This window comes from Calothrix sp. UHCC 0171, assembly GCF_034931845.1.
Lineage (GTDB): Bacteria > Cyanobacteriota > Cyanobacteriia > Cyanobacteriales > Nostocaceae > Brunnivagina.
In genome coordinates, this window is the sequence record NZ_JAYGHN010000009.1 from 39,129 (window position 1) to 53,497 (window position 14,369).

Here is a 14,369-nt window from a genome sequence, read left to right on the forward strand (position 1 = left end):
CTTCATCATAATCTGGGTGGTTCCCAAAAGTTCATATTTTCAAATTTCCAATTGGCAAGTTGCCGAAGTTGCCTCTTCATCAACCATCGAGCGATCGCCATTTGAGTTAATAATGTAATGATTAATAGTTAATGATTAAAATTTAAGCACATACATCACTTGACAGGTTAATGTCGCACAATACATATCTTTGAAGTTTAGGGTCTCAAGTTTTTATTTTTGCTGAAAGTGGGGTTTGGATGCTGGGTATGGGTTTATTAAATACTGATTGCTTATTGATTGTTGGTTGGTTATAGGTGTTTGCAACGCTAAATGCTTTATTTCCTGATTTATATGAAACTTACTTTTCTATTCCCTCATCCCTCATCCCTATCTCCCACATTAAGCATCATTTGCTTGTTCTGATTTTGTTGCTGATTGCAATGGTAGTGACAGCACGTAGCGATATCCAGATTCCGCAGAACCTTGGATTGAGATTTGTCCAGCGTGCAATTCAGCTAGTTGACAACTGAGCAATAAACCTAAGCTTTCACGCGAGAGGTGGTTGTGGGGTTTGCTCATATCTAAGTCGCCAGAATTTACAGAAATAAATCCTGAACTTGCTGCGGCAAAATCTTTGGATTTTTCCATTGTGATTGAGAAGCCGTCAAGTTCTGTGGCTTCTGGATGCATGTTATAGTTCTGAGCCACACTTGTTAGTTCTAATAATGGCTGCGGATTGAGGCGGAAGTACGGATCGACTTCCGTAATCCCATCACCTAACCAAGGATGGGATACCCAAACGGTAATGTTGAGGGCATCTTCTTTGTAAGAAACGTGAATCCGCACAACACTTCCTGTTGCCGAAACCTGAATCACACTAAAAATTAAGTGGTATAAAATTTGACGGACTTTATCTTTGTCAAGGGGTAAAATTCGGCTGCGTCCGGGTTCGAGGGACAAGCGGATGTCTTGTTCACGGCGGTTTGCTGCTTCTTCTAAGGTGTTGATGGCTTGTTGACAAAGCATTTCGATATCGACAGGGGCAATATTTAATGCAGCTGTAGTTTCATTCATTGCTCCCAGTTCAGAAATTTCGTTCACCAAGGAAAGTAGGTAGCGTCCGCTATGTTGGATTATTTCCAAGTATTCCCGTTGTTTGGTTGTTAAAGGTCCGTAAATTTCTCTTCCCAAAACGCTTGCCATTCCCAAGACTGATGTCAGAGGGGTGCGTAATTCTTGAGTTAGTTGCGATAATAAGTCGAGTTTGAGATGGTTGGTGGTGATTGCTTCTTTTTTGAGTTCTTGGTTCAAGATTGGAGGACTCAGCTTTATTTCGTTGGCGTTACCATTTGAGGATGACCAACCAAATTCTCTAGGGGAGTTAGTATGGAAATTATTACCGGCTTGCAATAAGCGGTTGCGCTCAAACTCACTCATGCTCCAACGAGCAATTATTTGTAAAAATTCAATATCTCTGTTGGTAAAGTTACGTGGCACTAAGTCAATCACAGCTAGCGCTCCCAAACAGTTACCAGATGCGTCGATTAGTGGCGCACCTAAGTAAGCACGGACTCCGTACTCTTGTACCAATTTGGTGACGTTTAGTTCATTGTTGACATACTTATGTGTATCATTAATGACAATGATTTGTGAGCTATCGACAACTAAGGTACAAAAGGATTCTTGGCGAGATAGTTGACGAGATTGGGCAAGTTGGTTCATTAATCCTAATCGCGATAATCCGATCGCGGATTTAAACCAGTGACGTTCTTGATCGATAAATCCTAATACCGAAATTGGTGCTTCGAGAAAATGGGCGGCGGTTTGAGTCGCTTCTTCAAATACTGGAATTGTTTCTGACTGACGCAAGCCTAACTCTAATAAGGCGTTTAAGCGTTGGGACTCTCTATTTTCTTGGGAACTCCAACCATCTTTGAATGTAAACAGTTTATTTTCTGGTTCTAACATTACTACTTTACCTTGATTAAGTATTTGATAAGGATTTTCATATAACCTACTGTTATTTGGTTATTTTTCTATTTCTAAGCATTCCCCAATTTTGCGTCCGACAAACAAATTTTCAAGATTTTTTTGAAGATTACGGGAATATACGCTCGTGGTAGTTGCTTCCCTAGCCCAAAATATATTGCCTCAGTTTGAGCTACAAACCCCTACAGGTAATTGTTTCAGCTTTTTGCTGTATTTCTTGACAATCACTTTTCAAGCGCTGGCAATAATTATTACAAGTAATGAAATCTAATGATAACGTACAGACAATTTACTGACTTATTAATTGTAATCATAATAGCAAATATATCGTTATTATCACTGATGTGGATTGGACAAGATTGAGGGCAAATTATTGATTAGGATTTTGTTTTTACTAACTGTGGTTTTGGTTTTTATTTTGGTGCTGTCCTGGAAAATTTAGGCGATCGCAATCATAGTTTGCTTGATTGACTATTTAAGAAAAAGCAATTGTTTCTTTTGTCTGTGATTCCAGAAGATATCCATGAAAATTAACTTGCATATGTCATTAGTCATATCTATTTTTTCTGTAATTAATCAGAAATAAATGTCAATGTTTACAAAATAATTACTTATTCTTACCAAGACAATTACCATCATGAGCATTAGTTTCTATATAATTAGGATTTGTCTTTGTAAATCAAGGCTTACAACATTCATTATTTAATATTTTCTTGCTAAAAAATAAAAATCTCATAGTTTTAGATAAAAGCAAAAACAAGAACAATCACCAAAAAATATGCCCAAGACGCTAGGAAATGTATGTTTAATTTCCGCATATATTAACTAGCTAATCATCTTTTTAAATTTGTAAAAACAATTAATAAAAAATTATGAACATCAAAATTCCGTTTGTAGATTTAAGTTTTCAACATCAACCAATTCAAAATCAAATCCAACAAGCTATTGAAAAGGTTCTACTCAACGGAGATTTTGTTTTAGGGAAAGCTTTAGCTAATTTTGAACAAGCCTTTGCCGCAGCCTCCAATACCGCATATGGGGTGGGAGTAGCTTCCGGAACAGATGCGATCGCACTTGGTTTACAAGCTTGTAATATTGGTGTGGGTGATGAAGTTATTGTGCCTGCAAATACCTTTGTAGCAACATTAATCGGCGTAATTCGTGCAGGTGCGACTCCAATCTTTGTTGATTGCGACCCGGAAACTGCTTTAATTGACTTAGAAGCCGCAGCTAAAATTGTCACAAAGAAGACTAAAGCCATAATTCCCGTGCATCTTTACGGGCAAATGGTATCACCAAAACAGCTTTTCGATTTTGCCGAATCTCACAAATTACTTATTTTTGAAGATGCCGCCCAAGCACATTTGGCAGAGCGTGACGGATATAAAGCAGGTTCAGTCGGGATAGCAGCAGCATTTAGCTTTTACCCTAGCAAAAATTTGGGTGCGGTTGGCGATGGGGGAATTTTGTTGACACGCGACCCGGAAGTTGCCGAAAAAATGGTACGCTTGCGGAATTACGGAGCTTCCTACAAGTATTATCATACCGATGCAGGAACCAATAGCCGTTTGGATACCCTACAAGCTGCCGTATTGTTAGAAAAATTACCCCACTTAGCAGAATGGAATTGCCTGCGTCTAGGGATAGCCCAGATGTATGATGCAGAATTTGCAGCCGCAGTCAACGGAATTATACCAATGGCGAACCAAAGTGGAACTGGACACGTTTATCATTTATATGTAGTGAAGATTACTGATTCTTGTTCAGTGTCGCGCCAGGAAATCCAAGAAACACTAGCGAATGCAGGGATTCAAACGGGTATTCACTATCCTATACCTTGTCATTTGCAACCAGCATTTACCAACTTAGGTTATAAACTCGGAGATTTTCCCCACGCAGAAACATTGGCAAAACAGATACTATCATTACCAATGTACCCAGGGTTAACCCTTAGCCAAGTCAAGGAAGTTGTAGCTGCGATCGCCTGTACTCTCAGTGGAGAACAACAGCTTTTGGCAGTTAATGGGTACTAAGTAAGTCTGAGTTAATGGGTATTGGTTAATAGTTGCCGCTTGGCTAAAACATTACAAATTCTCACCTTTACCCTTTTTGATTACCCAACAATTACCTATTAACTATTAACTGTGTTATGTATCAACGCCAAATTAGAACCACAAATCCCAAAGAGTTATTTAATTATGGGATTATTGCCATTTTAACATTACTGTATGCACCGATATTTATACATTGGTGTGAGGGTTGGATTAAGAAAACAATTAGTACCGAACATGAGTATTTTAGCCACGGTTTAATTGGTTTTCCGTTTGCAATTTACCTAGTCTGGACAAACCGAAAATTATGGTATCGCTTGCGTGAAAAACATCATCCACTTGGTATCGGCTTATTATTTTTAGGTGGTTTTTTTTACCTTAGCGGTATCACCGAATGGGTAAATCTTTCTCTACCGATTATTTTGACTGGACTGTGTTTGTGGCTGAAAGGAAAAGCAGGACTAAAATTGCAATGGTTTCCTCTATTATTAGTTTTTTTAGCAACACCTAATTCAATTCCCTATCTCATTGCTCCTTTTACACTACCATTGCAAAGCTTCATCGCTGGTACAGCCGGATTCATCTTGAATCAATTTGGCATGAATATAAATGTTGATGGCATCTATTTATATATGAATGCCAGAGTTGTGGAAGTTGCACCCTACTGTGCTGGTTTAAAAATGCTGTTCACAACTATATATGTGTGCTTGATGTTATTGTATTGGACTGGTGCAATATCATCACAACGAAAAACAATTTATTTCCTGGGATTAGCTGTAATCATTAGCGTTGCAGCAAATATTATTCGTAATACCTTTCTCACATTTTTCCACGGCACAGGCAACGAAGCCATGTTTAAATGGCTGCATGATAGTTGGGGTGGTGATATGTATTCAGCTTTAATGCTACTATCTCTCGTTCCCGTTCTCAATTGGATTGATGCTAATTTTTTAGATGCAGCACAGCCATCTATTACTCAAGAAGAAATATAAATCTCCAAAAAATTTGGCATTTTCCCTCATCAAATGAAGTGAATTTACCCGAAAAAGGGAAAGCTAAGATTACCCTCATTTGTGGGCATCACTGTATCATTCATGACTATGAAAATCCCAAAAAAATTCTTACTGCATCTGTTCCTTTTACCTGTTGCTTTCCTACTTTTCCCCAGCCAAGTTGAGGCACTTCCCGGACAATCTACAGAAGAAGTGGGTTCCTGGATAAAAAACCATCCTACCCTAAAACCCAATAGCAGAGAACGCTTCTACATCCAAAAAAGCGACACAGCAGCACAACGCTTTACCTTTCAAGCATCAGTATTACCTCCGGGTGCTGTTGGATTTACGAAAGACCGTAGTAACATACGTACTGAACGTTTAGCGATGTACGATGCAATTAACGGCATGAGTTTTGAGCGCTTGCAGGAATCGTTGCGAATTATTTATGGTTTAGATGTATACCAGGACTTTGCCAATGCTCAGTTAATTTACGACTATCCCAACCAAAGCGCGATTAATTCAGCGAGATTGGCGAGAACTCCTATCCGTGAAGCATTACGGGGACAATTAAGAGTCGGCGATCGCTATGCCTATTGGATGGAAATTGCCAAGGGGAAAAATGGTAAAGCTTATACAGGTCAAATGACTGTATTACTGAAAAGCGACTTAAATAAACTGGAAGCGGAATTACGAAATAGGTAATGTTTAAAGTTTAAGGGTTAATCGTTAGTTTGTCATCTTTAACCCTTAACTCTTGATCAATTAACATTTTGCCACACACCAGAGAAAATACCTTCACAGGCTGTCCCAATTCTTAATAAATCTTCCTTGAAAAGAGGGGGCCAGTCTACTCCGTTTTTACGCCCGATCGCAAATAATTGCTGTGTCTTAATTGTTAGTAAATATAAAGCGTGGGCAAGTTGACGGTCTATTGTAGTAGTCTCTTTAAGACCTTCAAATACTACTTTCAGAGCCAGTAAAATCGAGGTGATTTGACCAGGTACAGGCGGTTTTCCCTGCTGCATTCGTAGTAATAGAGCATCCGGATGTTCTTCCGTTGCGATCGTTTGGTCTAAAAGTAGTTTGCGTGCAGTCTCGTAATTCATGACTCCAGATTACCAGGGAATAGGGTCGGGGGAAGGTAAAATTTCTCGAAAATTGATGATTTCTAAATTTTATTGTTATTGACAATTATCACAATGTCCACAACGCCAATTTTCAATATCTTTACTAAAACCAAACCCATTTAACAAAAACCGCCAGCGACATTGTTTTGTATAGAGGTATTGGCGCATTTGCTGGGTGGCATTTAATTGGCTGTTAGCTTGAGTTTTCCCACCTGTCAAAATCATATAATTAAACGGGTCTAACCATTTTAATTGACCATTGCTGTGGAGAAGCGAAAGAGCAATCAGGCTATTCGGAAATTTTTGAGCGATCGCTTCTATATCTCCCTGTTGGGGTAATTTCTTGACAAGTTGTTGTGCAGTTTGTTGCTGTTCGCGTATTTTGTTCTCAAAAAATTGCTGTCTCTGTTTGTCTTCCGAGTCTAACCATCCTGTGGGTTCGCTAACTAATGTCAGTACATCGCTAGGTTTTCCATCCCTTCCCGCACGTCCAATTTCTTGGACATATTCAGATAATAATAGTGGCGCGTGGAAATGAATTACCCAACGGACATTTGCTTTATTAATTCCCATCCCGAAGGCACTTGTGCAAACCACAAATTGTAGTTTGTCGTTTATCCAGTGTTTTTCGATTGTCCGACGTTCCTCGGCATCTAATCCTGCGTGGTATGCTGCGGTTGCATAACCTAATTCTTCTAACCAGACGGCTAAATTTTCACTATCATATCGGCTACGAACATAGACTAAACCTGCTTGCTGAGGTCGATTATTGATAAAGTTTAATAATTGCTTTCTTCGACTGTTTGGTGTCCAAGCAATGCTAATACTGGGATTCAGATTTGAGCGATATGGATTCAGTCGAAAAATTTCTGGATTTTGTAGTTCTAAAACTTTGTGAATTGTTTCTTGGGCAGCAGGATTAGCAGTAGCAGTAAAAGCAGCAAGACTGATTTTTGTACCTGGTGGTTTGGTTTTTAATAAAGCTCTTCTCGCTGCTCCCAATCTTCTATATGCTGGACGAAATGTATCTCCCCACTGCACTAAACAATGGGCTTCATCTAGGATGATTGCGGTTATATCTAGTTCAGGTTTGCAGAGTATTTGCCATACAGGAGGACTGAATAAAGTCTCTGGAGACACATAGAGTAGGCGGAGTTTTTGCTGTGCTAATGTTTGTAGTATTTTTCTTCTTTGAAATGAGGGTAATTCGCTGTGTAATAGTGCCGCAGGTAACTTTTTTTCGTGTAACTCTTGAACTTGATTTTCCATTAAAGCTACTAATGGAGAAATTACCAGCGTTAATCCTGTTTGAAGTAACGCTGGTAGTTGAAAACAAATCGATTTTCCTCCACCAGTTGGCATTACAATCAGCACATCTTTTCGTGCGAGTAAAGCATGAATTATTTCACCCTGTGGCGAGCGAAAGTCTTCATATCCCCAGATTGTTTGAAATGCTGCACGGACTTCATGCCAAGATAGGGAAGATAATCGATTCATTTTATAGATGCTCCCTTCTCCTTGCACGGATTAGTTTGACTTGAGTAATAATATAGCTGTTTATATTTAGGAAATGCTTCAGTAAATTTATTGGTTATGTCCAAGTTGCACGTGAATTTCGGCAATTACGAATGTGCTTCGATACCCGTATAAATATCAGTTAATTCATACAGTAGATTATTTGCTACTTCATATACAACTGATAATTCTTTGTGGAAAATATATTTGTATTAGAAATAATTCATGTATGCTGATGTTTCTAAAATAGAGTTCGCGGTAAACTATTTTGACTTGATAAAAAGCATGAATATGATTTTAATTTTCTCGAAATTATCAACAGACTGCTTTTGAGAGTTGAAACTGCTTAAACTTCTTAAAATTTGATTGCGAATAAATATATCGATGATTCATTCAGCAGTTTACGCAAAGTAGCTACTGAATCATCGCCTTGATCAAAAAAATAGACGCGCCAGCAGTTGCTCTGGAAATAGCAAGTTGCGCGTCTCGACATTTGACTGAGTAACTTTACTTAGCAACCACCAACTGCTTTTCTTTCGGTACAATTGGAGCCGAAAGTGCTGCTTCTAAATCCGCACAACCCAATTTCTCCTCGAGAATTTTCATTACTTCACGTCCAAAGTCATTGGGGTTTTGCTGCCATGCTTGCAAGCAAACTTCGCCAAAGAAAGAACCAAGTGGTTCGGGATTCCAAAGTAATTTTTTAGCTGTCCAAGGCATTAAACTCATGGGATTGTAGCCTGGATTCAAAATACCTTCCTTGAATGCATATTCTTCGAGGTGGGTATGGGGTTGTAAGCCAATAAAGAAGATGGCAGGTTCAACTTTATCCGCACCAAAAATACGTTCGAGTTCGCGGTGATAAGCAATAGTTTGCCGGATAGTTTCGGGACGTTCGTCAATCACATTAAATGAGTAATTAACGGAAACCAAAGCATTGAAACCTGCGGCTTTTAAATCACGACAATTCTGTAATACATGACGCAGGTTATAACCCATTCGCATTTTCCGCACAAGTTCTTGGGAACCACTGGTGATGCCAATTTCAAAGTAGTTCATCCCAGTTTTCACCATCAAATCGCATAATTCGGGTGTTAAATTATCGGCGCGAATATATGCAGCCCAGTTAATATCTGTCATCCCCGAATCGACAATTTTCTGTAATAATTCCACAGCATCATCGATAAATCTGCGTGCGGGAATAAATTGGGCATCGGTGAACCAGAAATTACGTACTCCTCTGTTATAGAGTTGTCGCATCTCCGCTACGACTTCATCGCTGGGGTTAATGCGTACTTGTTTACCTTCCACAACAGTGTACACACAGTAACAACAGTTGTGGGGACAACCGCGTTTAGTTTGTACGCCGATGTAAAAGTCTTTTTCTAGTAGATAATATTTAAATTCTGACCAGATACTCTCAATATAGTCGTAGTCGCAGGCAGATTTTTCTAGAGGTGTTGGCTGTTCGTGAATTAAACGCTCTCTAGGTTTATCTTCCCCAACAACATAACATCGTTCATCGCCAAATTCCTGACCACTCAACAGTTTTGTCAGCAGAGTTTCCCCTTCCCCCACGGAAATAATTGTTCCCTTGGGCAAGCTTTTACCAAGTTGTTCGTAAAATACGCTGACTGCACCACCACCTACAACTGTACGGGCTTGGGGATGATATTTCTGGGCGCGTTTTAAACCGCGTCTGATTAATCCAGCATTACGCCATAACTCGACGTAGTAAGCCATAAAAATCCTTAATCCCCCTAAAGCACCCCGTAATTTGATCAGAGGATTGAGGGCATAGTAAAACTCAAAGGCATTTTGCAAGGGGTTTCCACCACGTCCCCCCACTGGTGCGTAAATTTGGATGTCGCGCCAAGAGTATACAAGTAATGTAGGTTTAAATTCATCAATGCAGCGATCGAGTGCTGAAGTGTAGTCTAAAGGTGGTACGGTTCCCAGATCAAAAATTTTCTGTTGGATACTGGGGAACTGCTTGTGAACATGATCTGAGAGGTAGACAACCCCAATGGGAAAGATGGGGTTACAAGGAAGGCGAACGTAAAGTATTCGGTTTTCCATTATTTCTGGTTTCACTTCCATCTTGCCTTTGTGTTGGGGTGAAGAAAAATATAGTTCTATCTATAGATTGTAAATTTATTTTGCATTTTGTCTCATAATCCGATTCTACTGGACTTGTAGGCAAATAAGTTGTCACGGCTAAAAAATGTACAAGAGAGGATTTGACGATTTCCATCCCCAAAACATTAATGATGTCAAATTGCTTTTGCTGGTAATTACGGTTTAGCAAAGAGCTTGATGCTAAAAATAGATTATATTTAGGGATAATCTATAGATAGTTATAAATAGATTGAATTAGTTTGGCTGATGTACGGGCACTGACAAAGGCAAGAGGAATGGTGGGCTAAATTTTGTGATTTAGAAAATCAGAAAACCGAAGATTCGAGTTTTAGTAGAGATGGGAAACTTGAACAGCGATCGCCTTCATATCTCTGGCAAAATTTAGGTTGTATTAATATCTGGATGAGCCACTATGAAAATATATTCAAAAGGGTTAAATTCCGCTTGGGCAAAGGTATTGACATCGTAGATATTAGTTTTATATTTCTTAATTTTGGGAAATATGCTTTGAAGAAAACAGACTTTCTTGTATAATTATTGGATGCAATAAAAGCATATATTTTTACGAAAAATTCATATATTCTCTAGTTTGAAAATAATTACTTTATCTACTACCCATGTCTAAAGATAGATTTTGGGTAAAAAACGATAGTTGGTAGTAACAGTTACAGCATATGGGGATCGTCAGGTGTTAATTTTGGCTGTGTAATGTAAAATTGTGGCGTAAAGCTCCTCAGCAGTTATGGCTCAAATTTTAGACTCCTTACCACCAGAGCAATCTGGGAAAATTCTCTGCTGCTACGTAAATGCCACGAGCAAAATCCAGGTGGCACGAATCTCTGATATTCCTAATTGGTACTTTGAACGGGTAGTTTTCCCCGGACAAAGATTAGTTTTTGAAGCTCCAAGGTTATCTCATCTCGAGATTCATACAGGAATGATGGCAAGCGCGATTATCTCGGATACAATTCCCTGCGAACGGTTGATTGTAAACGATTTTGATGACGACATTGCCAATGACAAGTTAGAAAACAACTCTGAACTAGTCAACGACAATATCAATCAAACAAGTATTGTTTCACCAATTAATTCCCAACCTGAACAAACAACAAAACCTTTAAAAGTTGCGGGTTTAGCATCGGTTGATTAAAAAAATGTTACTTTAAACAAGGGTTGCGAGGTTAGCAGCCCTATTTTGTGAGGAAAATCTAAAAAAAATATAAAATTTTAAATTCAGAATAGAGTATATCTTGGCTTTGAAAACTACACAAGTATGTGTCTAGAAGCATCATGAGAAGCGATCGCACATTGCACTTTCAGCAGTAAAGTAATGGGGTAGGATTGCGTCGAGGGATTACTGCGCTTGAATTTACCTTCATTTATTTGGCTATGGAAAATCGCTGCTTGGTCGATGGGTTTATCGATACTTGCTTATTTCTGTCTAGCTATATCTGGTATTTGGATGTATACAAGGAGACAGCATCCTAGATATACTCGTAATTTTACTTATAAAACTGTCATTCTCCGTCTCTGCCACTATGCAATAGGTGTGTGCATGGTATTCCTAGTATTGCTACTCCTAGCAATTGGGATTGTGGGAACTCTAGGTCATTTTGGTTCATTGGGACACTCATCCCATCTCATCGCTGGCTTGAGCAGTGTTGTCTTAGTTTTAACCTCAGCCTTCAGTGCTACGCAAATTAATCGCGATCGCTCTTGGGCTAGATATTTGCATGTCAGTGTCAATATTTTGTTGTTTTTTGTCTTTGTTTGGGTATCGCTAACGGGTTGGGATGTTGTGCAGAAGTATTTGCCTTGATGATTTTAAGTTAAGTATGAATTTTGATCATGCAGTAAAATGCCAAGAAAATTATTGCAAACAAACAGCTAAATCTCCATTGGCAACATTACCATCAGCAATTATTTTGGCAACAACACCTGTTTGAACATGTTGAAAATGTTGTTGTAATAGTGAAAGCAGATTAATATCATGTTCTCCAGTTTGCGGATTAACATTAATATTTAAACAGCGATTAATTGGGGCTGTAATTTCAATTGTGGCGCTACCAATTTGTAGTTGCTTACCTATCCAATCAAATTCACCCCATGCAGAAATGCCATCAACTAAGATATTCGGGCGAAAACGGCGTACATCTATTTGCTGCCCTGCGATTTCACTTAAATGATTAATAGTTGCCTGGCTGACTAGAGAAATATGAACTGGTTCACGATCTGGGTAACGGGTTTTATTGTATTCTCCGACTAGTTGTAGGGGTTTAAGTTGTTTATTTTTAGCTGCTTGACTAGGTTGACTTGCTGCCAAATAGCCAGTGAAAAAATTAGAAATAGAATTACGTCCCGCTTCCGTATTTGTATCTGCAATTAGTAATTCAATTCCCTGGCATCTGACTGTTAAATTCCCCGTAGTGATGTCGTAAGTACAATCTAAAGCTGCCAAAGCGTGCCAAACATTTTGCATGGCGAAGTTTTGCTTCTTCATCCAAGACACTGGATGATTTTGAGGCGTTGCTGTGGCAATATCTTTATACATTAAAGCAAAAGCGCGATCGCCTGGTATCCCATGTCCTGTTTTTAAATCAACACATGTCTGTGTTTGTGGCGATAATCCCTTAAATGGGTAAGTAAATAATTGTTTAACGGTAGTTGGGCACATGTTTAAGGTTATTGGCTCGATATTAACCGTTTTTTATTTTCCCTATTTTATCCTTTCTGTGTCACGGTTTTTTTACTCGAACTACTACCAGTGATGCTGCGAAGATAAATGCCACCAATTGAGAACAAGAAAGTTAAATAGGCGACTGCTTGGACTAAATACAGATGCTGGCGATATCCAAATAAAGATTTGAGGATAATTCCTGGAAATTTTTCATCGGGAAGAATTTTTGAAGTGTCCCAAACCAAAGGACCTAAAATACAAGAGTGGATTTTAGTAAATCTTTCATAATAGAAGCACAAGCTTTCGGATGCGCGGCTACTTAATGCTAAATTGGCAAATACTTCGTCGAATTTATGTAATGAACTGGAAACTAAACCTGCCACAATTAAGACTAGTAATATTCCCATTACTTGAAAGAATTGGCGAATATTAATATTCACACCCCATTTAAACAAAAGTACCCCGACAGCAGCAGCAGCAGCTAAACCAGCAAGTGCGCCTAATGCCGGCAATAAACCTTGTTGTAAGTTTGCAGCAACAAAGAAAACAGTCTCAAAGCCTTCGCGGAGAACAGCAACTAAAATTAAACCAAAAACACCCCAACCTGCATTTGTATCTTGGGTTAGGGCTTCATTCACTGCACCTTCAACTTGAACTTTCATAAATCGCGCTTGCTTAGTCATCCAGATTAACATCCAACTGAGCATTGCGATCGCAATTACACTAAATATTCCTTCCAGGGTGAGTTCGGTTACGGCTGCATATTGAGGATTTGCCCTAGTTAAGGCAGTAGTCAACCAGTTTAATAGCACTCCCACTAAAAAACTTAAGACAATACCAACACCAACACCAGCATATACCCAGGAATTTAAACGTGATTGTTTGGCTTTTTTGAGCAAAGCTAAAACAATACCGACAACAAGGGCAGCTTCCACTCCTTCACGAAGCGTAATTACAAAAGTAGGTAAGACAGCACTAAAGTTCATCTTAAATATTGGTTAGTAGATAATGATTGATAGGTATGAGTTAATCATAATTTATCTTAAAACCTATTCGTGAAAAATACATAATTAAAGTTAAACTCAAATTCAATTATTTATATCCCCGACTTCTTGAATAATATTTTGGCTCTATCCAAAATATAAATTGTTAAAGTCGAGGATATTTTTGCCTGTCTACAGATTCTGCAACCAGAAACAGTTAAGTTAATAGCTAATTACACTTGGTTAATCATAATTGCCAATCTGTTATTACTTACAGCAACTAATAATCAATCACGATTATTTAACAACCATCTATAATTACTATTAGCAATTAACCAATCACCATTGAAACTTAACTAAAATCTCGCAACATTTTCTTTAATTCCAGATTATGCATCTCTTCTTGCCCAATCATTGTCCGAGCAAATTCCTCTAAATAAATGCTGGCATCATTGACGACATCAAGCAATTCTTTATATAAACTAAGGGCTTTCTTTTCATGGGATAAACTTTCTTCTAAGATATCCTTAACTGAATGCTGGTAGGTTTCCTCCATTGGCGCTATTTTAAGGCTGGGATGCCCATCTAAACCTGTAAGAATTTCTCCGGCTTGTTGGGCATGAAGCAGAGATTCACTAGCTTGCGCTTTAAAAAAAGTCACGATGGGAATGCGATTTGGACCAGTCACCATCAACGAATAATGAGTATATCGAACAACACCTGCTAGTTCAAATTCCATGATGGTATTAAGCAGGTCAATAGCTTTTTTTTGGTCGAGTTCTTGCATGAGCGGTCAATTCACATTACACAACATTAGCGATAAACAAAGTATTTTGAATCAAAATATACACTCTTGATGTAAAAATTGTCCCTGGCTATCCTGACTCTTCACACTTATGGAGTTTTTTCGC

At 38.6% G+C, this 14,369-nt stretch carries 12 protein-coding genes; 5 read left to right on the top strand and 7 right to left on the bottom strand.

The annotated features are described in order from the left end of the window. Positions 1 to 381: 381 nt before the first annotated feature. Positions 382 to 1,950 carry a GAF domain-containing sensor histidine kinase gene (locus VB733_RS09320; protein ID WP_323339807.1) on the bottom strand — a complete coding sequence of 523 codons (1,569 nt, stop codon included), beginning with the start codon at positions 1,948 to 1,950 and terminating at the stop codon, positions 382 to 384. Between the two features lie 893 nt (positions 1,951 to 2,843). Between VB733_RS09320 and VB733_RS09325 the strand changes: the two genes are divergently transcribed. The 3 genes from VB733_RS09325 (at position 2,844) to VB733_RS09335 (ending at position 5,719) form a co-directional block, all read left to right on the top strand. Next, complete coding sequence (locus VB733_RS09325; RefSeq protein ID WP_323339808.1) at positions 2,844 to 4,004, top strand: DegT/DnrJ/EryC1/StrS family aminotransferase; 1,161 nt, start codon at positions 2,844 to 2,846, stop codon at positions 4,002 to 4,004. Between the two features lie 116 nt (positions 4,005 to 4,120). Further along, positions 4,121 to 5,014: a cyanoexosortase B gene (gene crtB / locus VB733_RS09330; protein ID WP_323339809.1), complete on the top strand. Its 894-nt coding sequence runs from the start codon at positions 4,121 to 4,123 to the stop codon at positions 5,012 to 5,014. A 108-nt stretch (positions 5,015 to 5,122) separates the two neighbouring features. Further along, the gene (locus VB733_RS09335; RefSeq protein WP_416336307.1) at positions 5,123 to 5,719 is read left to right on the top strand and encodes a hypothetical protein; all 597 of its coding nucleotides are present in this window, start codon (positions 5,123 to 5,125) and stop codon (positions 5,717 to 5,719) included. A gap of 56 nt (positions 5,720 to 5,775) precedes the next feature. Here the strand turns inward: VB733_RS09335 and VB733_RS09340 are convergent, their stop codons facing one another. The 3 genes from VB733_RS09340 to VB733_RS09350 all read right to left on the bottom strand — a co-directional run bounded on the left by VB733_RS09340 (position 5,776) and on the right by VB733_RS09350 (position 9,759). Further along, positions 5,776 to 6,123: a Dethiobiotin synthetase gene (locus VB733_RS09340; RefSeq protein WP_323339810.1), complete on the bottom strand. Its 348-nt coding sequence runs from the start codon at positions 6,121 to 6,123 to the stop codon at positions 5,776 to 5,778. 75 nt (positions 6,124 to 6,198) lie between these two features. Beyond that, positions 6,199 to 7,641, bottom strand: coding sequence for an ATP-dependent DNA helicase RecQ (locus tag VB733_RS09345; protein ID WP_323339811.1), 1,443 nt, complete (start codon positions 7,639 to 7,641; stop codon positions 6,199 to 6,201). Positions 7,642 to 8,166: 525 nt separating this feature from the next. Further along, complete coding sequence (locus VB733_RS09350) at positions 8,167 to 9,759, bottom strand: photosystem II high light acclimation radical SAM protein (protein WP_323339812.1); 1,593 nt, start codon at positions 9,757 to 9,759, stop codon at positions 8,167 to 8,169. Positions 9,760 to 10,540: 781 nt separating this feature from the next. Here VB733_RS09350 and VB733_RS09355 point away from each other — a divergent pair. Continuing rightward, complete coding sequence (locus tag VB733_RS09355) at positions 10,541 to 10,948, top strand: DUF1830 domain-containing protein (protein ID WP_323339813.1); 408 nt, start codon at positions 10,541 to 10,543, stop codon at positions 10,946 to 10,948. Positions 10,949 to 11,161: 213 nt separating this feature from the next. Next, positions 11,162 to 11,617, top strand: coding sequence for a DUF4079 domain-containing protein (locus VB733_RS09360; RefSeq protein ID WP_323339814.1), 456 nt, complete (start codon positions 11,162 to 11,164; stop codon positions 11,615 to 11,617). Between the two features lie 51 nt (positions 11,618 to 11,668). On the opposite strand, the gene VB733_RS09365 is transcribed toward VB733_RS09360, so the two are convergent. The 3 genes from VB733_RS09365 to VB733_RS09375 all read right to left on the bottom strand — a co-directional run bounded on the left by VB733_RS09365 (position 11,669) and on the right by VB733_RS09375 (position 14,245). Beyond that, positions 11,669 to 12,472 carry an MOSC domain-containing protein gene (locus tag VB733_RS09365; RefSeq protein WP_323339815.1) on the bottom strand — a complete coding sequence of 268 codons (804 nt, stop codon included), beginning with the start codon at positions 12,470 to 12,472 and terminating at the stop codon, positions 11,669 to 11,671. A 47-nt stretch (positions 12,473 to 12,519) separates the two neighbouring features. Continuing rightward, a complete protein-coding gene (locus VB733_RS09370) occupies positions 12,520 to 13,461 on the bottom strand; it encodes an FTR1 family protein (RefSeq protein WP_323339816.1) in 942 nt (313 codons plus the stop codon). A 349-nt stretch (positions 13,462 to 13,810) separates the two neighbouring features. Further along, positions 13,811 to 14,245, bottom strand: a complete 435-nt coding sequence (locus VB733_RS09375; RefSeq protein WP_323339817.1) for a ferritin-like domain-containing protein — start codon at positions 14,243 to 14,245, stop codon at positions 13,811 to 13,813. Positions 14,246 to 14,369 lie beyond the last annotated feature (124 nt).